The organism is Paradevosia shaoguanensis, from assembly GCF_016801025.1.
Lineage (GTDB): Bacteria > Pseudomonadota > Alphaproteobacteria > Rhizobiales > Devosiaceae > Paradevosia > Paradevosia shaoguanensis.
This window is the reverse complement of record NZ_CP068983.1, coordinates 2,167,016-2,190,970: the sequence shown is the minus strand read 5'-3', so window position 1 is coordinate 2,190,970 and position 23,955 is coordinate 2,167,016. Positions and strand designations below refer to the sequence as shown.

The window sequence follows — 23,955 nt, the reverse complement described above, 5'->3', positions numbered from 1 at the left end:
CGTCCAGATCCAGCAGTCTGCGCGACCGCAGGTGCCGCTTGCGGCAGAAAATCCTTGTCTAGCGCTCGGATACAGGCGATCTTCACCTCAAACGACACGCCACTTGGGGAATGCAGGCTGAAACCTCCGGTCAAGAAAATAAGGGGCACCACCATGCATAGCACCACCTACGACAAGAAGATATTCTCCCCAGGCATACTCTTTCGCGACTTGGGCTTTCTGATCTCGAAAGTCCCGGCCGTGGCCCGCGCGATGCGAAATCCGGATATCGGGAAGGTCTTCACCGGAAAGATCATGATGGTGGTGACGGCAGTCAACGGCTGTACCTACTGCACCTGGTTTCATGCCCAACAAGCCGTGACCAGCGGCATGAGCACCGACGAGATCCGAAATATGTTCGACCTGCAATTCGAGGCATCCGCCACCGAACACGAACTTCCGGCGCTTCTGTTCGCACAGCACTACGCCGAAACCGACCGCAAGCCAGACCCTGCGATGACTGCGCGACTTGCCGAGTTCTACGGCGAAAAGACCGCAGGCGACATCATGCTGCTGATCCGCGTCATCTTCTTTGGCAATCTTCTGGGCAATACGTTCGATGCATTTCCCGCCAGGTTGAAGGGACAAAAGGCCGAAGGTAGCAGCGCGCTGTTTGAGCTGCTGTTCTACCTTGCGACGTTCTGGCTCATGCTGCCGGCAAAGTGGCTGTTGCAGCGACGCGACAAGAATGCGGCAGCAGCCGTAACCGAAGGAAAAACATGAACCGCAAGAACCAGATCAACATCTGGTCTATCCCAATTCCATCTAACTATTGTTCCCCAGAAGAAGAACGCAGGGATCGCCTTTTGGGGTCAAAACAGTCGTCTGACGCTTACCTCTGGTCACGCTGACACGGAAATTCTGCCGTGCCTGGTCGTCGATCTGCTCCCTAGAGTTGAAGCGCACGATCCTGTCGCCATTGTAGGGCGGTTGTCCCTTTCGTTTGATCGGCCAGTGTTCAAAGATGATGACCTCATCGAACTGTTTTCCCTTCGCCTTGTGCATGTTCATTACGACGACGCCAGACTCGGGCTTTGCGTTCGTCGAAAAATGCTCCTTCATGACTGTCAGGATGAAGGGGGTGGATCGGATCATGCAACGCCCGAAAATCTTCGTTTTCCATGCATCGCAACTCATGGAAACGGGCGCGCGTGGATGACTTGGGCGTCATGCAACGCCGCGCGCCGGCCCCAGGTCGAGCTCGTCGGCGCGGATGCAGGCGACCTGGTGCTGGTCGCCAACGCCCTCGAGCGGCGGCACGACCTCGGCGCAGGCTGGGATGGCGAAGGGACAGCGCGTGCGGAACACGCAGCCGCTGGGCGGCGAGATCGGGCTGGGAAGGTCGCCCTTGAGCGTGATGCGCTCGCGCCGCACTGTCGGATCGGGCACCGGCGCGGCGTCGAGGAGCGCGCGCGTATAGGGGTGCCGGGGCGACGCATAAAGGTCGGCGGCGGTGGCGACTTCCATGATCTTGCCGAGGTAAAGCACGATGACGCGGTCGCACAGGAACTCGATCACCGAGAGGTCGTGCCCGATGAAGAGCAGAGACAGTCCGAGCTGCCGGCGCAGGTCCTGCAGGAGATTGATGATCTGGGCCTGGATGGAGACGTCGAGCGCCGAAACAGGCTCGTCCGCCACGATGAAATCGGGGCTCACGGCGAGCGCGCGGGCGATGCCGATGCGCTGGCGTTGCCCACCGGAAAACTCATGCGGGAAACGGGACGCCGCCTGCGCGGGCAACCCCACCTGATCGAGAAGGGCAGCCACCCTCGCGCCACGGTCCTGGCGCGTCCCGATCCCGTGAAGCATGAGGGCTTCGCCGATGATCTGGCCGACGTTCATCCTCGGGTTGAGGCTGGCATAGGGATCCTGGAAGATGATCTGCATGCGCGAGCGCAGGGTCTTCATCTCGCGCGGCGGGACCCCGGTGATCTCGCGGCCGTCCATGGCGACGGTTCCCGCCGTCGGCTCGATTAGGCGCAATACGGAACGGCCCAGGGTGGTCTTGCCCGACCCCGATTCACCCACGAGGCCGACGACCTCACCCCGCCCGACCGTGAACGACACGCCATCGACGGCCTTGACGTCGACACCGCGGCTGAAAAGGGTCTTGCCAAGCGGAAAGTGAACCTTGAGGTCGTTCACGACCAAAAGCGGCTCAGCCATTCAGTTCGCTCCATCGGAAGCAGCGGGATTGGTGACCTGGGCCCACATCGAAGAGGGGAGGCACCTCGCCCCGGCAATTGGCGACGGCCAGCGCACAGCGCGGATTGAAATCGCAGCCGGCCGGAGGATTGCGCGGGTCGACGACGCTACCGGGGATTGCCTTGAGCCTTGGCGTTTCTCCGCGCGCGCGGGCGGCATGATCGGCAGTGGGCAGGCTTTCGAGGAGGCCGCGCGTATAGGGATGGCTAGGCGCAGCGAAGAGCTGGTTGACCGGAGCTGTCTCGACGATCCGGCCCCCATACATCACCGCAACCCTGTCCGCGATCTCGGCTACGACGCCCAGATTGTGGGTGATGAACAGTATGCCCATGCCCAGTTCGCGCTGTAGGCGGCGCATGAGCTCGAGAATCTGGAGCTGTACCGTCACGTCGAGCGCGGTGGTGGGTTCGTCGGCGATCAGCAGCGCCGGATTGCAGGCCAGCGCCATGGCGATCATGACGCGCTGGCGCATGCCGCCTGACATCTGGTGGGGATAGACCTCGGCGCGGCGGGCAGGCTCGGGGATTTCGACCAGGGCCAGCATCTCGATGGCGCGGGCCTTCGCCTGGGTCCGCGAGAGCCCCTGATGCAGGCGAGCCGCCTCGGCGATCTGCGCGCCGACCTTCTGGGTCGGATTGAGCGAGGTCATCGGCTCCTGGAAGATCATCGATATCTGGTTGCCGCGAATGGCGCGCATGGCGCCCTCGGACTGCGTGACGAGATCTATGATCGCGCCGCTGCGGTCACGAAAGAGGACCTGCCCGCCGGCAATCGCGCCGACGCCCTTCGGGATGAGGCGCATCACCGAAAGGCTGGTCACGGACTTTCCTGACCCGCTTTCACCTACCAGGGCCACCGTCTCGCCCTGCCCTATGGCGAGGTCGACGCCTTTCACGGCCCGGACCAGACCAGTCTCGGTGCGGAACTCGGTGACGAGCCCCTTGATGTCCAGCAGCGGTGCCCTGGCTTGCTCGTTCATGGGTTCAATTGCCCCGCCCGGTCCATTTCCTCGGCGATCCACGCCAGCGGCACGTGGCCGTAACTGAGGAGCGTATCATGGAAGGACAGTGTGTCGGACTTCCAGCGGCGGCGGAGCGTCTTGATGCCTTCGACACCGAGCCAATACATCAGCCGTGATCCCGGCAGCATGGAATTACGCACAACCTCACCCTCGACGCGGGAGGGCGCGAAGCCGGCCTCGTCGCGGTAGAAGGCGACGGCCTGTTCCTGCGTCCAGCGCCCCAGATGGAGGTTGATGTCGACCAATACGCTCGCAGCGTTACGCCGCTCATATTGCTTGAGGAGAATTTCCTCCTCGGGCGAGTAAAAGCCCGGGGCTTCCATCAGGAGGTCCTCGACATAGCAGGCCCATCCTTCGATGAGCGTGCCGGCGCCGAGGAAGGCGAGGCCCAGGGCACAGTCCGTGCCGGCAATGCGGGCCAGACGCGACTGCGCGGCACGAGCGCGCGCGTTCTGGGTATGATGCCCGACGCCACCGTGATGGACGGAGTGAATGGTCTTGACCGTCGCCGTGTTGTTGGCCGCGAGGAACGCCGCCTCATCGTCGCCCGGCGGGGTGATCCAGTAGACGCTCCCCTGCCCGGCCTCAAGGCCCGGCGGGGACCGGTAGAAGAGGAAATAGAGCGATTGGCTGATCCGCCGGAAGCACGGGCTCATCCAGCGATAGTCGAGCCCGTATTCCACGGCCGGCGTCACCAGTCCGGCAGCGGCCGCGCGGGCATCCCTATCGATGGCCCTATAGGAAGCGAAGGCCTCATCTACGCTCGCCGGACCGATCTTGCTCAGCCCCGCGACGATGTCCTGCCAGGAGCGGTCCTTGTCGATGGCACTCGCCATGCTGACAAGTTCCTCGCCCATGCGGTCGAACGCCGCCCGGGCCTGCTCGACCGCTTCGATGGGCGAGAGGCCAAGACCATGCTGGCGCTTCATGATCAGCGTGAGAAACTCTTCCCCGCAGGCCGGATCGGCATCGGGGAGGTCCGCGATGGCGGCGGCAAAGCTCTCGAAAGCAGCAGCGGCGTCGTTGCGGGCATCGTCCCAGTCCGGCGAGTAGTCGTCGTGCAGTGCGATGTCCTCACGCAGGAACACGGCCATCGCCAGGGCCTCGCGGCGGGCGCGCTGCACCCAGCCGGCAGGCGTCGGGGAGTCGCCGATCGCCGCCGCGCCCTCGGCAAGAAACGCTGGTATCGCGACAAGACGGGCGCGCAGCGCATCGTGCCGAACCGGGGCCGTCTGCGGCAGGAGCAGCGAAATTACCGCAAACGCGGCCTCGCCTGAAAGCCATGCGGGATTGGCCAGTCGTGGCCGCGCCGCAATCGCGGCTGCCTGCACCTCGAGTTCGGCAAGCATCATGCGGCGGTCGAGCCGATCGCCCACCGAGGCCGGCTCCGGGGTCGCGGCAATCCGGGCGTGGAGCGCCCGGTTGCCGTTCAGTTCCTCCGCAAGCACGCCGGGGCCGACCGGAGGCAGGCGATAATCATGGTCGCGATTGCCCATGAAGGTCGCATCCACGGGCCGGTAGCGCCAATGGTGCTCCAGGAAGGCGTCTACGAGGGCCGGATCGTAGCCGCTCATGCGCCCACGCCCGGCAGATCGACCCAACGGCGCTCGAAATGTGCCTTGATGACCGCGTCGACGATTTCCTGGCTCTTGGCGCCGTCGAAGAACGTGCATTCCTGCGGGCGGTCTTCAAGAATTTCATCGACGAAATGACGGACGAGATTGCGATAATAGAGTTCGGGCCAGGGCGTGTTGAGAGTCGTGCCGGGCGGCAAGGCGTCGGCGCCGACGTTATAGGGGATGAACTCCACCGCTTCGGCCTTGGCGATCTTGAGGGTTTCGGCGGTGCCGAATTCCGAGATCAGGCGAGCGACAGCCGCGCCCTTCGAGCCGTAGACGCGGATTTCGACGCCGGGATAATTGCCGACGGCGACATAAGAGGTCTGCAACAGGCCCTGCGCGCCATTGGCATATTCGACCAGCGCCACGGCGCCGTCCTCGACCTTGATCTTCTGAAGGCCGACTTCACCGCGCACGATGCGCTCGGGAATGAAGTTCTTCATGGTGGAAGCGACCGAGCCGAACTCGCCGCCGAGCCAGCGCATCAGGTCGATGAGGTGCGAGCCATATCCGACGATCGAGGCCGGGATGAGCGAATTACGATCGACGCCCGGAGTGATCTGGCGCAGCGGCTCCTGTGGATCGAGCCATTGCGAATTCTGCTCGAAGCCGTGGATGTGGAAGATTTCGCCGAGCGTTCCGTCATTGATCCACTTCTTGATCTGCCTGATGGCCGGCGAATAGCGGAACGTGAACCCGAGCTTGGTGCGGACGCCCTTGGCGTCGGCTTTGGCTGCGGCGTCGAACGCCGGAGCGGCTTCAGTGTGCAGCGGCTTTTCCGAAAGCACGTGCTTGCCTGCGGCGATCGCCGCCAGGCTCAGCGGCAGGTGCGTGTGGGTGGGCGTGCAGACGTCCACCATCTGCACGTCGGGATCGGCAATGAGCTTTTCCGGGTCGGTGAAGACCTTTCTGGCGCCATACTTTTCGCCCATGTCCCTGGCGCGATCACCATCGAGATCGCAGACGGCGATCAGGTCGACGCGCTCATGGGCCTTGTAGCCGGGAAGATGGGCCTTGTCGGCCCAGGTGTGTGCACCGATAAGGCCGACGCCGAGTTTGCTGGTCATGGCAGGGTCTTTCCGATCTCGGCCGCATAGGCTTCGAGTTCATCATAATTGTGGAAGCCGAGCTGGCGCTTGCCGTCCTCGATCTCGTAGATCATGCCGACCATCCTTTCGTTGAGACGCGTGTCGGCACCGGCCTTCTTGCCGAACTCGATGAGTTTTCCGGCAAAGGCGCGGGTTTCGGACGGGCGCTTGCGATAAACGATATCCCACCAGATGCCCGAGCCCTTCTTTTTGAAGTTGTGGGTGGGCTTGTTGTCCTGGTCTTTCTTCAAGAGCCAGATGGCGTGGTCGATATTGGCGAGGAGCTTCTTGGTGTCCTCGGCCGTCTTGACCCGGTAGTTGGCGGGATCGAAGAAATCGAAGGCCTGGATATCGATGTTGTTGGCATCGGCGATCTCGAGCGCTTCCTTGACGATGGCGCCGGCGAGGCGGGCATAGCGCTCCACCCCAAGCGTGTCGCGGATCTTGGCATCAGCGAGGGCCGAGAAAACCACTTGCGCCGAATAGACTTCTTTGGCCCAGATCTGGCCCCAGATCCGGTCCGAATACTGGACTTCGGTGAGCGCCGAGAGTGCGTCGCCGATTTCCTTGAGGCGCGGGGTCATCTCGCCGCTCATCTCGCCGAGCTGGATCGCGCCCTCGTGGACGAATTCGATATAGCCCGGGTCGACCAGTGCGCCGCCATAATTGGGGATCGAGCCGATGATGATGTCCTTTCCCGGAAGGCCATGTTCATCGAGCAGCGCGATCATATCGGGCTCGTTGAAGCCGTTCTGGTAGGAGACGACTGCGCTGTCCGCGGTGAGCAGCGGCAGTATCTGCCTGAGGGCTTCGAGCGTGTGCTGGGACTTGGTGGCGATCAGCACGACGCCGAGATCGCCCGAAAGCTGATCGGGAGTCGCCGCCTTTACAGGAACGGTCATCTCGCCCCGCACGCCATCGATGAACATGCCCTTTTCGTTCAGCGCTGCGACGTGCTCGGCCCAGCGGTCGACGAGCAGCACGTCGTGGCCGGCCCTGGTCATATACGCTCCGGCAAGACCGCCAATGGCGCCGGCACCTATGATCGTGAACTTCATGACAGCTCCTTAGGCGGCAATCTGGGGAAACATCGACAGGCTCGCCGGGGAATTGGCGTAGCTATAGAGGGCCTTGATGAAGCCCCCACGCTGATCTGGGGTGACGCGCTCGCGGACCTTGCGCACGCATTCGTTCCCCGCCCAATAGGAGGAAATGAAGGGCCCGCGGAACGGATGCGCCGCCATGCGCAGGCGTCCCTGCACCCAGGCTTCCTGTCCCATTGCCGTATTGCGAAGGTAGTTGGCGACATCCTCGCGGCCGACGCCCTCGACCATCAGCATCCAGGCGGCGCTCGTCTGCGCGGCGCTGCGGACGCGGCGCAGCTCGATGTGAATCTCGTCGTCGGCGTCCTCGACGAAATCGATGAGGTGGACGCCCTGGTCGCCGATCCCTTCCTGTACGCAGCCCGTGATCGCATCGGTGGTGATGAGGAGGGCATCGGCGGGAGCCTCGCCCGCTTCGAACGCTGCCTTGGTCGACAGCAGTTGGGTGGAATGGCCGGGGAAGACTTCGTGGCAAACCAGATGCTTGAGCGCGGCACGGGTGAAGCTCAGGTCGAAATTGAGATCCATCTTGCCGTCGTTGAACGAGCAGCGCGCCGTATAAAACATGCCCCGGACCGGGTTGAGCACCATGTCATAATCCCCGGTATCGAAGATCATGGCGTCGGTTCTGGCTTTGGCGGCGCCCATCAGTTCGCGAAAGACCGTTTCCACCTTTTCAGTGGGCACGGCGCGAGCCTCTTCCCATGCGGCTACACGCTCGCCCAGGGTGCCGTTGACGAAGCCCGACTGGCGAAGCAGCACGTCCAGCCTGGAGCGCGCATCCTCGATCACGGCGGGGTCTTCCCGGCCGGCGGGCGCACCCACCAGATCTATAACCTTTTCCTCAAAGGACGGGCTCGCCCCGGCAAGCATCTTGGCGGCAACGCGCAGGGATGCCAGCATTCCGGAGAGGAACACCTTGCGCGGTCCCTCGGGCAGCGCATCGATCTTCTCGCCCAGGGCCGCAAGGTCGGCCTTGACCGTCTCGATGTCGTCGTAATGCCTGCGTTCCAGGGAGGATGCCCCCAGGTAGATGGGAACCAGGCCCTCTCCACCCATGAGGCTGCGGTCGGCGGGCTGGCGGCGTTCGAACGCGTCCATGCCCATCGTGATCGCGGTCAGCTCCCGACCGATTTCATGCGAATTCATGAGGTTCCCCCCGGATTGATCGACGTGCCCGGATCGCCGCAGCGCCGAGGGCAACTTTTTTCAATCGTCACGCTAACCACTTGGCGCGGCCTCACAAGGCGCATAAAGATCGCCCTTGCATGACCTGAAGGAATGAAAATTCGTGCGTGGACGCCTGCTCCCTTCCCTGAACGCATTGCGGACCTTCGAGGCGGTTGCCCGCCACAACTCGTTCACCCGCGCCGCCGAAGAGCTCAACGTGACCCAGAGCGCTGCCAGCCGCCTGGTGCACAGCCTTGAGGAATACCTGCAGGTGCCGCTGTTCACCCGACGGTCGCGGCGCATCGAACTGACGGACCAAGGGCGCTATTACAGCGGCCTGGTGAGCAAGTCGCTCGACCTGATCGAAGCCGGTACGGTCGAGCTCATTTCATCCCAGGAGGGCCGCGGCACGCTTTCCATCGGCATGCTGCCCACCTTCGGCACGCGCTGGTTGGTCCCGCGCCTGCCTTCGTTCCAGGAGGCGCATCCGGAGATCGCCATCAACATCGTATCGAGCGATGGCGAGCTCGATTTCGTCAAGGAACGGATCGACGTCGCGATCAGATTCGGCCCCGGACAATGGCCCGATGCGGTGATCGACCCGCTGATGAGCGAGGAGGTGCAAGTCGTGTGCACGCCTCAGCTCATGGCCGGTCCACACCCAATCGTGGACGCTTCGTCGCTGCGGCATCACCGCCTGATCCGGCACTCGACGCGCCCGCATTCATGGGATCACTGGTTTCAGACGACCGAAAACTCGGTCCACGATATCCGCTGGGGACCTAGCCTCGAGCACTTCTTCATGATCATCGAGGCGGTCAAGGCCGGGCTGGGGGTAGCGCTGCTACCCACGTTTCTCATCGAAAACGAACTGCGCGACGGCAGCCTCGTGGCTCCGATACGCGAACGCGTTTCGGGACCGGGCGCCTACTACCTGGTCACTCCTGCGTCCAAGGCCCAACTCCCCAGAGTGCTGGCGTTTCGCAGGTGGCTCATTTCGCAGTTGCAGTAGAGCGGCGCGCCGGATCGCTCCCGCCTCGGCCGAGCGTCCATTCATTCAGATCATGGAACGGCGATCTTTATGCGCCTTGCCGGAGGCCGACGAGTCGTTAGTTTTCCGGAAAACCAGCTGGGGACGGTAAGACGTTCCTCTCCCGGAACCATGAGTGCGAATTGGCGGTCCTCCTCTTACCGGCCGACTGTCTATCCGAGAGACGGCTCCGCTCCAACTGAAGCGCCCAGGCAATCCGCATTGATCAATCACGCGCAGGAGCCACGATGGCATCGATAGAAGAAAAATTCCGGACCCTGGGTATCGATAACGCGCCCGGCCAGGAGGTTCGTCAGAGCGCCGACGACGTCACCCGCCTGCAGCGTGGTCCGATGATGTCGGGGGCCCTCGTGGATTTCTCACACGGGGATGTCGACGCTTTTCCCCCGCCCCCGGGCTCCTTCGACGAGTTTGCTGAGGCCGTCGCGATCGGCGGGCGGCAAGCCTATACGGAGTATCGCGGGGCTGCAGCCATCCGTGCCGAGCTGGCCGCCGATCTCGCCAGTTTCACCGGCGCGCCGATACAGCCGGACCTCGGAGTCATCATCACGCCCGGTACGCAAGGCGCGCTGTTCCTGGCAGTGGCCGCAACGGTGGGAGACGGCGACAAGGTCGCGATCGTCCAGCCCGACTATTTCGCTAACCGGAAGTTGGTAGAGTTTTTTGGTGGCAAGATCGTGCCGGTGGCGCTCGACTATCTGGGTTCGGAGGAAAAGGCGGGCCTCGACCTCGCGCAACTCCGCGCGGCTTTCGAGGCGGGCGCGAAGACGTTCCTGTTCTCAAACCCCAACAACCCGACCGGCGCGGTCTATTCCGCCGCCGAGATCGCGACCATTGCCGAACTGGCCAGGGAGTACGGCGCGACCGTCATCGCCGACCAGCTCTACTCGCGCCTGCGCTATGAGAATGCCGCGTATACCCATATGCGCGCCTCCGGCCTGCCCGAAGATCAGGTGCTGACGATCATGGGGCCGTCCAAGACCGAATCCCTGAGCGGGTACCGCCTCGGCGTCGGCTTCGGCTCGCCGTCGATCGTCGCCCGAATGGAAAAGCTGCAGGCAATCGTTTCTCTGCGCGCGGCCGGCTATAACCAGGCAGTGCTCAAGACCTGGTTTCGGGAACCAACTGGCTGGATGGACGAGCGTATCGTCCAGCATCAGGCCATCCGGGACGACATCGTGGCCATCTTCCGCGCCGACGGTATGGCAACGAGAGTTCCGCAGGCGGGCAGCTATGTCTTTCCGACCCTGCCCCAGCTTGCGGTTTCCATAGCGGACTTCGTCAAGCTCCTGCGCTTGCAGGCGCAAGTCATCGTGACACCGGGCACCGAATTCGGCCCGCACCCCAACAGCATCCGCCTGAATTTCTCGCAGGATCGAACCGCCGCTGTTGCCGCAGCCCACCGCATCGTGCAGATGGCCAATACCTACAAGGTGTAAGCGATGACTCCAGCTTCCAGCCCCGTGCCCCAAGGCAATTACGTTCCAGCCAAACGTTTTGGCGGCCTGGTCTTCGTGTCGGGAATGACGCCTCGCGAAAACGGGGTGCTCACTGCGGTCGGCAAGATCGTCGAGGGAGAACCGGTCGAACGCTACAGGCCGGCGGTCGAGCTCGCGACCCGAAATGCGCTGCTGGCCGCACAGGCGATTCTTGCTGGTGGTGAAGTGTTGGCCGAAGCGGTTTCGCTTACGGTCTACCTCAACACTACCCCCGAGTTCACCGCACATTCGCGGGTAGCAGACTTCGCCTCGGCGGTCCTTGCCGAGGTCCTTGGGTCAATCCCGAGCAGGGCCGCCGTGGGCGTCAGCTCATTGCCGGGTGGAGCATCTGTGGAGATTTCGCTTGTAGCGGGCATTTCCCCGTCCGACTAGAAACTCGGGATGGTAAGCCGCCGCCACGGCGCGCACGCCGTTTGCGCCGCGCCCTCACACCGAATTTTCAAGACATTTGTGGTCGACTGCGCCCTGGGGGCAGCCGGTCTTGGCGTGCCAAAACTAGAATTGGGTCGCCATGAAACGCTTCGCCGCGCTCGTATGCCTGTTTCCGCTCGTCCTTGGCCTGGGTTCGCCACCCGCGCGCGCCGGGGAGGTCGACGAAGATGCGATGGATTTCGCCATGCATGACGCGGTTTACACCACCTTCCATGAAGTCGGGCACATGTTCGTCTCCGAGTTCGAATTGCCGGTTCTCGGCAAGGAAGAAGACGCCGCCGACGCGCTGGCCGCAGTACAGCTTCTCGGCCCCGATGCCGACGAGGATTGGGGCAACGCCCTCATCTCGGCCGCGGATGGATGGTATTTCAGCGCGGTCAAATCGACCGGCAACGGCGTCGAGGAACTCTCCTATTACGACGACCACGCCCTCGATATCGAACGCGCCTATGCGATGGTCTGCATGATGGTCGGGGCCGATTCCGACTGGTTCAGCGAAGTCGCCGAAGCCTATGAAATGGACTCCGACCGCCAGGAAGCCTGCGCCGGCGTCTATGAACAGGCCGCGACCAGCTGGGCGTCACTGCTCGAACCCTATCTGGCCGATGGCGAAAAGGGCGAGGCCGTCACCGTCGTCTACGACGATACCGAAGACTACGCCATGTTCCGCGACGCGCTCGAAAGCCGCGGCATCTTCGAGGATATCGCCCGGCGCATTGAAACGGCCTACCTGCTCCCCCGTCCCATCACCATTCGCGTCGCTGAGTGCGACGAGGCAAATGCCTATTGGTCGGCCGAGGATGCCGAGATCACCTATTGCTATGAGCTCTCCCAATCGATGTACGACATGTACATCAACGACATTCCTGAGTGAGCACTTCACCACGACGCCGATAGCGGGCGGTCGATGAACGCCGTCGTACCCAGCGGAAGGAGGAGCGAACCTGACAGGCCCGGTCAGGTCGATGTCAGCTACCCCATGCTAGGATTCTGGCTCTCGACGTCACACTACTAGGAGTTAGCCATGATGAAAAAAACCGCGCTGGTGCTGGGCGTTCTCGCTCTCGCAACCTCGGGCGCCCTGGCAGAATCCAAGGCCGGAACTGGTGGCAAGCAATATGAGCTCAACGATGGCACCACCTTCACCAATGCCGGCTCGATGTTCCAGCACCTGCGGGACCGCGACGAGCCGGGCTTTGCCTCCGGCAATCCCAAGGACATCGTCAATGCCTATCCCGACCAGTTCGAAACGGTCGGCGACCTGATCCATCAGAAGCGCGTCGAAGAATAAGCATCCGGGCGGCGGGCCAGTCCCGCCTCTCCCGCCTTCACGGGCTGGAAACCACGCCGGAAACATCGGCGCCTGCGGCGATCTGTCGACGCCTCCTGACACCATTATGACAATACCGTTTTCGCTATTTTAACTCGGCGACGGCAGCTTGCCCCGCGGGAAAGGACTTCCTGCTCCGCGGCGCGCGTCTACCGGGGAGCTCACTCATTCTCTCTAGAGTAGACCATGCTTAAGTTAGTTACGGGCAGCATCTCCCGCCGGATGGGATTTCTGCTGATCATGTTCGTCCTCGGCTTCGTAGCCCTGGCAAGCTTCCAACTCTCCAACACCCGCCACAACCTGGTCGAGCTGAAGAAGGCCGAGATCAAGAGCGTAGTCGAATCCGCCGTCGCGATGCTCGACAGCTTCCAGGCGCGGGTCACCTCGGGTGAGCTCACCCTCGAAGACGCCCAGAAGCAGGCCAAGGCCGCCCTGACCGCCATGCGGTACTCGAACGACGACTATATTTTCGCGGTCACCTACGACTACGTCATGATCGTCAACGCCAACCCGGCCGTGGTCGACACCAATATGCGCGACCGCACCGATTCCTCGGGCAAACGCTTCATCGAGGAATATACCGACGGTGCCCGTACCCAGGGTTCGATCTTCACCACCTTCCTCTTCAGCGGCGCCGACGAGCAGAGCGAAATCGAAAAGCTCACCTATGTGCAGAGCTTCGCGCCCTGGTCCTGGGCCATCGGCACCGGCGTGCTCCAGACCGATATCGACGCGATCTACAGCGAAAACGTCATGGCCAGCGGGGGCGTCGCCCTTGCCATCATCATCGGTCTTCTGATCGCCGGCTTCCTGCTCGCGCGCAGCCTCACCAAGCCGATCAACGCCCTCAATGGCGAGATGGTCGAAATCTCGAGCGGCCGCTTCGACGTCCCCGTATCGGGCACCGACCGTGCCGACGAAGTGGGTACCATGGCCCGTGCCGTCGAAGTCTTCCGCGAAAACGGCCTCAAGGTCTCGCAGATGACCGAAGCCGAAGCCGCCCGCATCGTCGCCGACCAGCGCGCCCGCGCCCAGATGATGCAGCAGCTTCAGCAGGCCTTCGGCAATGTGGTCGATGCCGCCGTCGCCGGCGATTTCTCGCGTCGCGTCGATGTCGAATTCCCCGACGCCGAGCTCAACCAGCTCGCCGGCTCCGTCAACAACCTCGTCGAAACCGTCGATGGCGGCCTCTCGGAAACCTCGCGCGTCCTGGCCTCGCTGGCCAAGGCCGACCTGACCGAAAAGGTCTCCGGCTCCTATTCGGGCGCCTTCGGCCGCCTCAAGGACGACACTAACGCGGTGGCCGAAAAGCTCACCGAAATCGTCGGCCAGCTCCGCGAGACGTCGGGCGCCATGAAGACCGCAACCGGCGAAATCCTTTCCGGCGCCAACGATCTCTCCGAACGCACCACCAAGCAGGCGGCGACGATCGAAGAGACTTCGGCCGCCATGGAACAGCTCGCCACCACCGTCCTCCAGAATGCCGAGCGGGCCCGTGAAGCTTCAACCGTGGCCGCTGACGTCACGCGCACCGCCGAAGAAGGCGGCGCCGTGATGGGCGAGGCCAACCTCGCGATGGAGAAGATCGAGACCTCCTCGGCCAAAATCTCCAACATCATCGGCATGATCGACGACATCGCCTTCCAGACGAACCTCCTCGCGCTCAATGCGTCGGTGGAAGCCGCTCGCGCCGGTGAAGCCGGCAAGGGCTTCGCCGTGGTCGCCGTCGAAGTGCGCCGTCTCGCCCAATCCGCCGCCGAAGCCTCCTCCGAGGTCAAGCAGCTCATCGAGCAGTCGGCCAATGAGGTGAAGGGCGGCTCGCGCCTCGTCGCAGACGCTGCCTCCAAGCTCGAAGCCATGCTGACTTCGGCCCGCTCCTCCAACGCATTGATGGAAAGCATCGCCAGGGAAAGCCGCGAACAGGCCTCCGCCATCGAAGAGGTCAATGTCGCCGTCCGCCAGATGGACGAGATGACCCAGCACAACGCGGCGCTTGTCGAAGAAACCAACGCCGCCATCGAGCAGACCGAGGCCCAGGCTCGTGAGCTCGACAGGATCGTCGATATCTTCACCATCGCCGACAGCTACGCGCGCCGCGAACCTGCTCCGAGCGCCGCAGCCCCGGCCCGCCAGCCGGCCCCCGGCATCAAGGGCCTGCAGCAACGCGTCGCCACCGCCGCCAAGACCTATCTCTCCCACGGCAACGCCGCGGTCAGCGCCGACTGGGACGAGTTCTAGAAGAAACTTCTCGGCATAACGAAAATCGGGGACCACACGGCCCCCGATGCTTTTCGATCTACCGGTTCAGGCCGCCGACAAAGAGGTACTTCTTCTCGAGGAATTCCTCGACGCCGTGGTGCGAGCCCTCGCGCGAATTGCCGCTCTCCTTGACGCCGCCGAACGGCGCCAGCTCGGTCGAGATCAGCCCGGAATTGATGCCGACCATGCCGTATTCGAGGTCCTCGGCGACGCGGAAGATGCGGCCGATATCTCGCGAGAAGAAGTAGCCCGCAAGGCCGAACTCGGTATCGTTGGCCATGGCCACGACCTCTTCCTCGGTGTCGAAGACGAAGACGGGCGCGACTGGTCCGAAGGTCTCTTCGCGCGCCACGGTCATCGCCTGCGTAACGCCTGTCAGCAGCGTCGGCTCGAAGAAGGTGCCGCCCAAGGCATGGCGGTTGCCGCCGAGCCGCAGTTGCGCACCCTTGGCCAGGGCATCGGCGATGTGGGCCTCGACCTTCTCGACGGCGCAGCCGGTGATGAGCGGGCCCTGGGTCGTGTCGGCTTCGAGGCCGTTGCCGACCTTGAGCTTACCCATGGCTTCCGCCAGCCCTTCGACGAAGGCCTCAGAGACGCCGCGCTGGACGTAAATACGGTTGGCGCAGACGCAGGTCTGGCCCATGTTGCGGAACTTGGCCGCGATGGCGCCCTCTACGGCTGCATCAAGATCGGCATCGTCGAAGACGATGAAGGGTGCGTTGCCGCCCAGTTCGAGCGCGACCTTTTTCACCGTGCCAGCCGCCTGCCGCATGAGGAGCTTGCCGACCGCGGTGGAGCCGGTAAAGCCGACGACACGGATCGCCGGATGGCTGGTGAAGACCTCACCGATAGGCGCGGCCGGGCCGGTGATGACGTTGAGGACGCCCGCCGGCATGCCGGCGCGCTGCGCCAGTTCGGCGATGGCGAGGGCGGTGAGGGGCGTTTCGGGTGCAGGCTTGACGACGACCGTGCAGCCGACCGCGATGGCCGGAGCGACCTTGCGGGTGATCATCGCGGCCGGGAAATTCCACGGCGTGATGGCCGCGACGACGCCTGTCGGCTGGCGCAGCACCATGATGCGGCCATCGGTGCGATGGCTGGGCAGCGTCTCCCCTGCGATACGCTTGGCCTCCTCGGCGTAGAATTCGACGTAGGACGCCGCGTAGTCGATCTCGCCCAAAGCTTCGGCCAGGGGCTTGCCTTGCTCGGAGGTGAGGATCAGCGCCAGGTCTTCGCGATTGGCGATGAGAAGGTCGAACCATTTGCGCACGATCGCCGAGCGCTCCTTGGCGAGGCGGCGTGACCAGGGCTTGAAGGCGCGCGCCGCAGCGTCGACCGCGGCTTTGGCCGCGGTGCCATCGAGCGCCGGGACAAGAGCCAGTTCCACGCCGGTCGCGGGATTGCGGACGACGTCCACGGGCTCGCCGACAAAAGCGCCATCGACGTAGCACTGCGTACGCAGCAGGGAGGGATCGCGGAGCGCAAGCGCCATGTCTCAAGCCTCCTGGCGCAAGGCAGCTTCGAGGAGGTCTAGGCCCTCATCGACGATGGCATCGGAGGCAGTGAGCGGCACGAGGATGCGGATGGTGTTGGCGTTGACGCCACAGGAGAGTAGCACGAGGCCGCCCTGCCAGGCCCGCTGTACGACGCGTTTGGTGGCCTCCGCATCGGGCTCGCTGCCGCCGCGATCCTTGACGATGTCGAAGGCGACCATCGCGCCCGGACCGCGCGCGAACTTGACGGGGACCAGATCGTTGCGGGTCTCGAGGGCCGCGAGCCGATGCTTGAGGCGCGCGCCGATGGCGTTGGCGCGGTCGAGGAGCTTTTCTTCCTCGAAGACCTCGAGCACCGCGAGCGCGGCCGCACAGGCTACGGGATTGCCGGCATAGGTGCCGCCCAGCCCGCCGGGATCGGCCGCATCCATGATGGCAGCGCGACCGGTGACGGCCGAGAGCGGGAAGCCGCCGGCGAGGCTCTTAGCGATGGTCATCAGGTCCGGCATGACCGGATAGTGTTCCATGGCGAACATCTTGCCGGTGCGCCCGTACCCGGTCTGCACTTCATCGGCGATGAGCACGATGCCGTGGGTGTCGCAGATGCGGCGCAGCGCCACCATGAGTTCGACCGGCGCCTCGTGGAAGCCGCCCTCGCCCTGCACGGGCTCGATGATGATGGCGGCAACGCGCGAGGGAGCGACGTCGGCCTTGAAGAGGAAATCGAGATAGCGCAGCGCCTCCTCGACGGTCACACCGCTGGCGGGCGACGGGAACGGCACGTGCCAGACGTCCGGCACCGTCGGTCCGAGGCCGAGCTTATAGGGCACGACCTTGCCCGTCATGGCGCTCGCTACGATGGTGCGGCCGTGGAAACCTCCGGTAAAGGCAATGACGCCGGCCCGGCTGGTGGCGGCGCGCGCGATCTTCACCGCGTTCTCGGTCGCCTCGGCGCCTGTCGAAAGCAGGATGGTCTTCTTGGGCCCCTCGATGGGGACGATGGCGTTGAGCTTTTCGGCCAGTTCCACATAGGGCTCGTAGAGCACGACCTGGAAGCAGGTATGGGTGAACTGCTCGAGCTGCTTCTGCACGGCCGCGATCACCTTGGGGTGGCGGTGGCCGGTATTGAGCACGGCAATGCCGCCGGCGAAATCCACGTAGCGCTTGCCCTCGCTATCCCAGATCTCGGAATTGAGCGCACGCTCGGCGGCGATGGCGGTAGTATGGGCGACTCCGCGCGGCACGGCGGCATTGCGGCGGGTCAGGAGCTCGGCATTGGTGGACATGGAAGAAATCCGGCTGGGAGTTTTGACCGGATCATCGGGCGAAGCGGCGCCGGGCACTATCGCTTAGTTGGCGCCTAATTCGTGCCTTTTACGCACCAATCGTGATTGGCGAATAAAGGGCCTGCAGCCAATCGCGAACGGCGCGAATGTCGGCGTCATCCCAGCGCCGCGCGGCGGCGACGAGGTAATAGCCGCCCAACCGGATCTCGGTATTGCCGATCTCGACCAGCGCCCCGGACTGGAGGTCATCGGCCGCCAGCGCTTCGTTGGCGAGCGCAACGCCCTGGCCGAGCCGTGCCGCCTCGATGGCGAGGTGGGCGTGCCAGAGGCGCATGCCCTTGAGCGGCGCCGCGGGCGGCAGTCCGGCCGCCTCGAGCCAGCGCTCCCATTGCTCGGTCGATTCCTCGTGGATCAGCGGCAGGCGCCGGAGATCGGAAAGTTCCGCCCCGCCGCCGAACCGATCGAGAAAAGCCGGGCTCGCCACCGGGAAGACACGGGGACGCATGACGAGCTGGGCGGCAAGGCCTTCGGCGAGCCTGAGGTCCTCGCTGTAGACGATCTCGGCATCGGCTTCGCCGGCGAGGAGATCGGGATGGGCCAGGGTCGGCTGCAGCATGATCTCGGTATCGGGAACGCGCTCCTCGAGGGCACCGAGATGCTTCAAGAGGCTGCGATTGGCGAGGCCGGGAATGCAGCGGATGTCGAGGCGGTGGATGCGGGTCGGCCTAAGGTCCTGCGTCGCCCGCGAGATGGCCTCGAAGGCGCGGGAGATGCGCGCAAGATAGGCGCTGCCGGTGGGGGTCAGCGCGACGCTGCGGCCGCGCGGCTCGACGAGATCGACACCCAGCCGCGCCTCGAGATTGGCAACGTGCCGCGAGACGACCGAGTGGCTGACGCAGAGCTCGTCGGCAGCCGCCCCGATGCTGCCAAGCCGCCCCACGGCCTCGAAGGCACGCAGGGCAACGAGCGGGGGCAGGCTAAGGGGCATCGGCAGTCTCGACATGGCGCTTCACGCGCGTCCTTACGCGTGCGCGCACAGTTTCGTCCGCGTCCCCGTGACTGTCCAGAAGCGCTTTGCTGATTGTCCGGCTTGACCGTCGCGAGGCGGATGACGACATTTGGGCCTCCTCCTCCCCAACCCGATTTTTCGACTATGCCCATCTCCGCCAAGCCCGTGATCGGCGTCATTGCCTGCAACCGCATGGTAGAGGGCGAAGCCGCCCAGACCGTCAAGGCGCGCTATGTCGAAGCCGTGCAGAAATACGCCGGCGCCATTCCGCTGATCTGTCCGAGCATCGATGACGCAGCGCAGGCGGAAACGATCATCTCGCGCCTCGACGGCATCCTCCTGACCGGCTCGAACTCGAATATCGAGCCCAGCCGCTATGGCGGTGAAACCGGCCGCGCACCCTTCGACCCTAACCGCGATGGCATGTCCCGTGCGCTGATCCTGGCCGCCATCGCGGCGCGTAAACCCGTATTCGGCGTCTGTCGCGGCCTTCAGGAAATCAACGTCGCGCTTGGCGGCACGCTGGTCGATCAGCGCGACGGCGGCACGATCGAACACCCCCATCACGCTCCCGATGGCGTATCGCTCGAGGAGATGTTCGGCTTCGGGCACGAGGTGGCGGTCGAGCCGGGCTCGGTCCTCGCCGAGGTCACGGGCGCAACGCGCCTGCCGGTCAACTCCGTGCACTACCAGATGATCGGCGCGCTGGGAGAGGGGCTCGTGGTCAATGCCCGCGCCGAGGATGGCGTCGTCGAGGCCGTTTCGAGCGCTCCCGACGCCTCGCCGATCCTGGCGGTGCAGTGGCACCCGGAATGGCGGCCCGATAACCGCCCGCACGACCTTGCATTCTGGCGCCGCGTAGGCGAGATCAGCCGCGGCTGAAGCCCCTTCGCCGCTATCCATGATTTCGCTTCCAGCCCGATAAAATATTTTTATCGGAGTGATTTTGAATCGGAATTGGACAGGCTTCCCCAAACTCATTTGGATTGGCGCGCTAACTCAAATCGTGGGCGCCATGACCGACAAGAAGCTCTATCTCAAATTCGTCGATGCCAATGTCCAGGGCATCATTTCGCTTTATTGGGACAATGCGCCCGAGACCTGCAAGGCCATCTGGGGAGCGCTGGAGAAGCCGATCCGCTGGCAGACCACCCACGCCATCTTCTCGGGCCCGGAAATCATGATGGGCATTCCGGAAGAAAACCGCAATTTCGACCCGACCAAGCTGCCGCCGGAGAACCAGACCATCATTCCGGAAGCCGGCGAGCTGCTCTGGTACTATCAGCCCAAGAACTTCTTCAAGATCGACCCCACCGAGTTCTGGGAAGTCGGCATGTTCTACGCCCATGGCGGGCGCACGTTCGGCCCGACGGGCTGGATTCCGTGCACCTATTTCGGCCGCATGACCGAAGGGCTCGACGCCGTCGCCGAACAATGCCGCAAGATCCGCATTGAAGGCGCCAAGATCGTCGAGTTCGGCCGCCTGGCCTGACAAACCGCGTCCCGGCCGGCACCACACGGCCGGGACGCTTCATCTTCAAAGGAAGGGAACCCCATGAAGGCACAATTCGGTATCGCGCTGCTCGGCCTGTCCGCCCTGCTCTCCGGCACGGCGTTCGCTCAGGAGAACACGCTCACCATCAACTCTTTCGGCGGCGCCTACGAAGAAGCGCACCGCAAGTGCGTGATCACCCCGTTCGAGGAAGCCACCGGCGCCAAGGTCAACGTCGTCACTGCCTATTCGGCTGACGCCTTCGCCCAGTTGCGCGCCCAGAAGGATGCGCCGCAGTTCGACGTGATCCACTTCTCCGGCGGCCAGGAAATCGTGGGCGCGGCCGAAGGCCTGCTCGCCCCGATCGATCCGGCAAAGCTCTCCAATGCCGGCGACCTCTACGATTTCGCCAAGGCCAACCTCGCCAAGGGCGAAGGTCCGGCCTATTCGATCGCGGCCATCGGCCTCGTCTACAATTCCGAGAAGGCCCCGACCGCTCCCACCAAGTGGACCGACCTGCTCGACCCGGCATTCGGCGAGCATCTGGTGCTGACCGACATCTCGAACGGCTACGGCATGCTGAGCTTCCTCATGCTCAACAAGGCCGAAGGCGGCGACCTCAACAACATCCAGCCGGGCCTCGATGCGGTGACCAAGCTCCTCAAGGGCGGCGCCATAGTGGTTTCGACCTCGCCGGAAATCCAGCAGGAATTCGCCCAGAACGACGCCTGGATCGCCCCCTACGCTTCCGACTACGCCTTCACCCTGCGCAATGCCGGCTTGCCGGCCAAGTTCGTCCAGGGCGCCGAAGGCACTCCGGCCAGCTACATCACGGCCAACCTCGTCGCCAACCGTCCCAACCAGGACCTGGCGCTCAAGTTCATCGACATGACCATCTCCAAGGAAGCACAGGCGTGCTTTGCGGAGGCGTTGCGCTACTCCCCGACCAATTCCAAGGTGGAACTCTCTCCTGAAGTAGCCGCTGACGTGGCCTATGGCGCCGAAGGCGTCGCCGGCCTCATCCGTTTCGACCCCGCGACCATCGAGGCCAATCGCAAGGACTGGGTCGAAGCCTGGAACAAGGCTATCGCTCAGTAAACAACGCTCTTGGACGGGCGGGACCCCCATTCCCGCCCGTCTCAAGTCTTAGTATGGAGTTCCGATGACGGATCGCGCGGAAAACCTCATTCTGGCCCTCCCGGGACTTCTCCTGCTGGCCCTGGCCTTCTTCCTGCCCATCGCCCAGATGCTGGTGCTGTCGGTCGAAGGCGCCAACGGCCCCACTCTCGAACACTTCGTCCGTTTCCTCAGCGACCCGTTTTACCTGGGCGTGCTCTGGCGCACGGTTCGCCTCTCCTTCATCATCACCGTCATCTGCGCGGCGATCGGCTTCCCCCTGGCCTACATCATGGCCCGCGTCGGTCCTCGTGCGCGGCTCTGGCTCATCGTCATGGTCATCCTGCCGCTGATGACGAGTGTCGTCGTGCGCACCTTCGGCTGGATGGTGATCCTCAGCCGAGGCGGACTGATCCCCGCTCTCCTGCGCGATTTCGGCCTTGTCGGCCGCAACTTCGCGCTGATGCAGACCGAGGCAGCCGTGGTCATCGGCATGGTGCAGGTGCTGCTGCCCTTCATGACCCTCTCGATCCTGGGCGTCATCACCCGCATCGATCGCCGGCTCGAAGAAGCGGCGCGCACCATGGGCTGCAGCTTCCTCCAGACGCTGCGCACCGTGGTGTTCCCACTCTCGCTTCCGGGGCTCGTGGCGGGCTCCCTGCTCTGCTTCACGCTCTCGGCCTCCTCCTTCGTGACCCCCAACCTTCTCGGCGGCACGCGTATCCAGGTGCTGGCTGCCTCGATCTACAAGTCCGTGACGCAGGTCCTAGATTGGCCCTTCGCCGCCGCCCAGGCCGTGATCCTTTTCGTCGGCATCCTGCTGGTGCTGGCCCCCTATGTGAAAATGACGGCGCGCAACGATGGTTAGAGCTGTACCAACCCCGCTGCGCATCCTCGCCATCGTCTTCGTGATCCTGACGGGCCTGATCCTGCTTGCCCCGCTGGTCGTGGTCGTGGGCGTCTCGGTCTCCGAGAACCAGTTCATCGCCTTCCCGCCGCAGGGCTTTTCGTTCAAGTGGTACGAAAAGGTGCTGGCCTCGCCCGAATACCTCTCCGCCGGCGCCACAAGCCTCCAGATCGCGCTGCTCGTCACGTTGAGCGCCACCGTCATCGGCGGCGCGGCAGCCATCGCGCTTCACCGCCGGCAATTGCCGTTCTCCGATATCCTGGCGACGTTCTTCCTCTCCCCGCTGGTGTTGCCCACCATCATCTACGCCATCGGCATGCTGATGTTCTGGAGCGCCGCCTTCGGCCCGGTTTCGACCTTTACGCTCTGGATCGGCCACACGGTCATCGCACTGCCCTATGTCGTGCGCACCACGCTCGCCGTGCTTGCCGAATCCGACCCCTTCCTCGAAGAGGCCGCACGCACCATGGGCGCCGGCCGCATCCAGCGCCTCTTCCATGTGGTCGTGCCCCAATGCATACCCGGCCTCGCCGCCGGCGCCTTCTTCGCCTTCAACATCTCGTTCGATGAAGCCGTGCTGTCGCTCTTCCTGCGCAAGCCGGGGCTGACCACGCTTCCCGTCCAGATTTACGGCCAGCTCGAATTCAGCCCTGATCCATCGGTGGCGGCCGTCTCTTCCATCATGATTGCCCTGACTATCGTGCTTATCGTCATCATCGACCGGATGCTTGGCCTCAGCCGATTTGCGAGTACTTGACCCATGGCCAATGTCCGCCTTCTCGACATCAAGAAGTCCTTCGCCACGCTGCAGGTGCTGCACGGCATTTCGCTCGACATCCAGTCCGGTGAATTCATCAGCCTCCTCGGCGCCTCAGGCTGTGGCAAGACCACCCTGCTGCGCATTGTCGCCGGCCTCGAAAGCGTCAGCAGCGGCGGCGTCGAGATCGACGGCCGCAGCGTAACCAACCTGCCGCCTGAAAAGCGCGACATCGCCATGATGTTCCAGTCCTATGCGCTGCTGCCGCACCTCTCGGTCTACGAGAACGTGCGCTTCCCCCTGCGCATGCGCCATATCGGTTCGCGCGACGAGCAGGATGCGCAGGTCAAGGCCGCCCTCGAAACCGTGCAGCTCGGCCACCTCGCCGAGCGCCGTCCCCGCCAATTGTCCGGCGGCCAGCAGCAGCGCGTCGCCCTCGCCCGCGCCATCGTCTCAAAGCCCAAGGTACTGCTGCTCGATGAGCCGCTCTCGAACCTCGACGCGCGCCTGCGCGAAGACATGCAGGTCGAGCTCATCGAGATTCACAAGCGCCTCGGCCTCACCACCCTCTTCGTCACCCACGACCAGGAAGAGGCGCTCAGCCTCTCCGATCGTATCGTCCTGCTCAATGCCGGCCGGATCGAGCAGCAGGGCACGCCCGACGACATCTATGCCCGCCCCGCCACCGGCTTTGCCAGCAACTTCATCGGCTCGGCCAACCTGGTGCCGGCGCAGATCATCGACACGCCCGGCGGCCCTGCCGGCAAGCTCGCCGACGGCCAGCTCCTGCCGCTCCCCGCCAGCGAAACCACTCGCGGCGAAGCAACCCTCGCCCTACGCCAGGAAGACATCGCCCTCGCCGCGGCCAATACCGACGGCACTCTCAAGGCGGACCTGCGCACCCGCGTTTTCCTCGGCGCGCGTAATCGCTACGTGCTCTCGCTCGCCGGCACCACCATTCGTGCGCTCACCGCCAATGATGTGCTGATCGAGGATGGCGCCCCCGTGCGCATCTCGATCGCCCCCGAGCGTATCCGCGTCATCAAGGGCTGACGCCCGTTCAATCGCTTTTGCTCATC

At 63.9% G+C, this 23,955-nt stretch carries 23 protein-coding genes; 13 read left to right on the top strand and 10 right to left on the bottom strand.

Translation table 11 applies throughout. The annotated features are described in order from the left end of the window. Nucleotides 1–153: 153 nt before the first annotated feature. Nucleotides 154–762 (top strand): carboxymuconolactone decarboxylase family protein, encoded by a 609-nt coding sequence (locus JNE37_RS10365; RefSeq protein WP_203065857.1) that lies wholly within the window; start codon nt 154–156, stop codon nt 760–762. Between the two features lie 42 nt (nt 763–804). Here JNE37_RS10365 and JNE37_RS10360 read toward each other — a convergent pair whose 3' ends face one another. The 7 genes from JNE37_RS10360 to JNE37_RS10330 form a co-directional block, all read right to left on the bottom strand. Next, complete coding sequence (locus tag JNE37_RS10360) at nt 805–1,134, bottom strand: hypothetical protein (protein ID WP_203066183.1); 330 nt, start codon at nt 1,132–1,134, stop codon at nt 805–807. A gap of 72 nt (nt 1,135–1,206) precedes the next feature. Then, nucleotides 1,207–2,205 (bottom strand): ABC transporter ATP-binding protein, encoded by a 999-nt coding sequence (locus tag JNE37_RS10355; RefSeq protein ID WP_203066182.1) that lies wholly within the window; start codon nt 2,203–2,205, stop codon nt 1,207–1,209. Further along, complete coding sequence (locus JNE37_RS10350; protein ID WP_035038200.1) at nt 2,198–3,223, bottom strand: ABC transporter ATP-binding protein; 1,026 nt, start codon at nt 3,221–3,223, stop codon at nt 2,198–2,200. The genes JNE37_RS10355 and JNE37_RS10350 overlap by 8 nt, the downstream gene beginning before the upstream one ends. After that, nucleotides 3,220–4,839 (bottom strand): DUF885 family protein, encoded by a 1,620-nt coding sequence (locus tag JNE37_RS10345; RefSeq protein ID WP_203066181.1) that lies wholly within the window; start codon nt 4,837–4,839, stop codon nt 3,220–3,222. The genes JNE37_RS10350 and JNE37_RS10345 overlap by 4 nt, the downstream gene beginning before the upstream one ends. Next, nucleotides 4,836–5,951, bottom strand: coding sequence for a Gfo/Idh/MocA family protein (locus JNE37_RS10340; protein WP_203066180.1), 1,116 nt, complete (start codon nt 5,949–5,951; stop codon nt 4,836–4,838). The genes JNE37_RS10345 and JNE37_RS10340 overlap by 4 nt, the downstream gene beginning before the upstream one ends. After that, complete coding sequence (locus JNE37_RS10335; protein ID WP_203066179.1) at nt 5,948–7,030, bottom strand: ketopantoate reductase family protein; 1,083 nt, start codon at nt 7,028–7,030, stop codon at nt 5,948–5,950. The genes JNE37_RS10340 and JNE37_RS10335 overlap by 4 nt, the downstream gene beginning before the upstream one ends. A 9-nt stretch (nt 7,031–7,039) precedes the next feature. Beyond that, a complete protein-coding gene (locus tag JNE37_RS10330; protein WP_203066178.1) occupies nt 7,040–8,224 on the bottom strand; it encodes a hypothetical protein in 1,185 nt (394 codons plus the stop codon). A 142-nt stretch (nt 8,225–8,366) separates the two neighbouring features. On the opposite strand from JNE37_RS10330, the gene gcvA reads away from it, so the two are divergent. The 6 genes from gcvA to JNE37_RS10300 all read left to right on the top strand — a co-directional run bounded on the left by gcvA (nt 8,367) and on the right by JNE37_RS10300 (nt 14,795). Then, entirely contained in the window at nt 8,367–9,257 is an 891-nt protein-coding gene (gene gcvA, locus JNE37_RS10325) for a transcriptional regulator GcvA (protein ID WP_203066177.1), read from the top strand. A gap of 266 nt (nt 9,258–9,523) precedes the next feature. Continuing rightward, nucleotides 9,524–10,735 carry a pyridoxal phosphate-dependent aminotransferase gene (locus JNE37_RS10320; protein ID WP_203066176.1) on the top strand — a complete coding sequence of 404 codons (1,212 nt, stop codon included), beginning with the start codon at nt 9,524–9,526 and terminating at the stop codon, nt 10,733–10,735. A 3-nt stretch (nt 10,736–10,738) separates the two neighbouring features. Further along, the gene (locus JNE37_RS10315; RefSeq protein ID WP_203066175.1) at nt 10,739–11,167 is read left to right on the top strand and encodes a RidA family protein; all 429 of its coding nucleotides are present in this window, start codon (nt 10,739–10,741) and stop codon (nt 11,165–11,167) included. Between the two features lie 139 nt (nt 11,168–11,306). Beyond that, a complete protein-coding gene (locus tag JNE37_RS10310) occupies nt 11,307–12,101 on the top strand; it encodes a DUF4344 domain-containing metallopeptidase (RefSeq protein ID WP_203066174.1) in 795 nt (264 codons plus the stop codon). 150 nt (nt 12,102–12,251) lie between these two features. Further along, entirely contained in the window at nt 12,252–12,518 is a 267-nt protein-coding gene (locus JNE37_RS10305; RefSeq protein WP_035038018.1) for a hypothetical protein, read from the top strand. Nucleotides 12,519–12,743: 225 nt separating this feature from the next. Continuing rightward, nucleotides 12,744–14,795 (top strand): methyl-accepting chemotaxis protein, encoded by a 2,052-nt coding sequence (locus JNE37_RS10300; RefSeq protein WP_182399175.1) that lies wholly within the window; start codon nt 12,744–12,746, stop codon nt 14,793–14,795. Nucleotides 14,796–14,853: 58 nt separating this feature from the next. On the opposite strand, the gene JNE37_RS10295 is transcribed toward JNE37_RS10300, so the two are convergent. The 3 genes from JNE37_RS10295 to JNE37_RS10285 all read right to left on the bottom strand — a co-directional run bounded on the left by JNE37_RS10295 (nt 14,854) and on the right by JNE37_RS10285 (nt 18,583). Next, the gene (locus JNE37_RS10295) at nt 14,854–16,308 is read right to left on the bottom strand and encodes an NAD-dependent succinate-semialdehyde dehydrogenase (RefSeq protein WP_203066173.1); all 1,455 of its coding nucleotides are present in this window, start codon (nt 16,306–16,308) and stop codon (nt 14,854–14,856) included. A 3-nt stretch (nt 16,309–16,311) separates the two neighbouring features. Next, the gene (gene gabT / locus JNE37_RS10290) at nt 16,312–17,595 is read right to left on the bottom strand and encodes a 4-aminobutyrate--2-oxoglutarate transaminase (protein WP_203066172.1); all 1,284 of its coding nucleotides are present in this window, start codon (nt 17,593–17,595) and stop codon (nt 16,312–16,314) included. 88 nt (nt 17,596–17,683) lie between these two features. Beyond that, complete coding sequence (locus tag JNE37_RS10285) at nt 17,684–18,583, bottom strand: LysR substrate-binding domain-containing protein (RefSeq protein WP_203066171.1); 900 nt, start codon at nt 18,581–18,583, stop codon at nt 17,684–17,686. Between the two features lie 165 nt (nt 18,584–18,748). On the opposite strand from JNE37_RS10285, the gene JNE37_RS10280 reads away from it, so the two are divergent. The 6 genes from JNE37_RS10280 (at nt 18,749) to JNE37_RS10255 (ending at nt 23,929) form a co-directional block, all read left to right on the top strand. Then, nucleotides 18,749–19,486, top strand: a complete 738-nt coding sequence (locus JNE37_RS10280; protein WP_246513614.1) for a gamma-glutamyl-gamma-aminobutyrate hydrolase family protein — start codon at nt 18,749–18,751, stop codon at nt 19,484–19,486. Nucleotides 19,487–19,619: 133 nt separating this feature from the next. Further along, complete coding sequence (locus tag JNE37_RS10275; RefSeq protein ID WP_035038027.1) at nt 19,620–20,096, top strand: DUF3830 family protein; 477 nt, start codon at nt 19,620–19,622, stop codon at nt 20,094–20,096. A gap of 63 nt (nt 20,097–20,159) precedes the next feature. Beyond that, entirely contained in the window at nt 20,160–21,194 is a 1,035-nt protein-coding gene (locus JNE37_RS10270) for an ABC transporter substrate-binding protein (protein ID WP_203066170.1), read from the top strand. A 64-nt stretch (nt 21,195–21,258) separates the two neighbouring features. Continuing rightward, nucleotides 21,259–22,080: an ABC transporter permease gene (locus JNE37_RS10265; RefSeq protein ID WP_035094228.1), complete on the top strand. Its 822-nt coding sequence runs from the start codon at nt 21,259–21,261 to the stop codon at nt 22,078–22,080. Further along, entirely contained in the window at nt 22,073–22,876 is an 804-nt protein-coding gene (locus JNE37_RS10260; RefSeq protein WP_035038035.1) for an ABC transporter permease, read from the top strand. The genes JNE37_RS10265 and JNE37_RS10260 overlap by 8 nt, the downstream gene beginning before the upstream one ends. 3 nt (nt 22,877–22,879) lie before the next feature. Next, nucleotides 22,880–23,929: an ABC transporter ATP-binding protein gene (locus JNE37_RS10255; RefSeq protein WP_203066169.1), complete on the top strand. Its 1,050-nt coding sequence runs from the start codon at nt 22,880–22,882 to the stop codon at nt 23,927–23,929. The last annotated feature ends 26 nt before the right edge of the window (nt 23,930–23,955 follow it).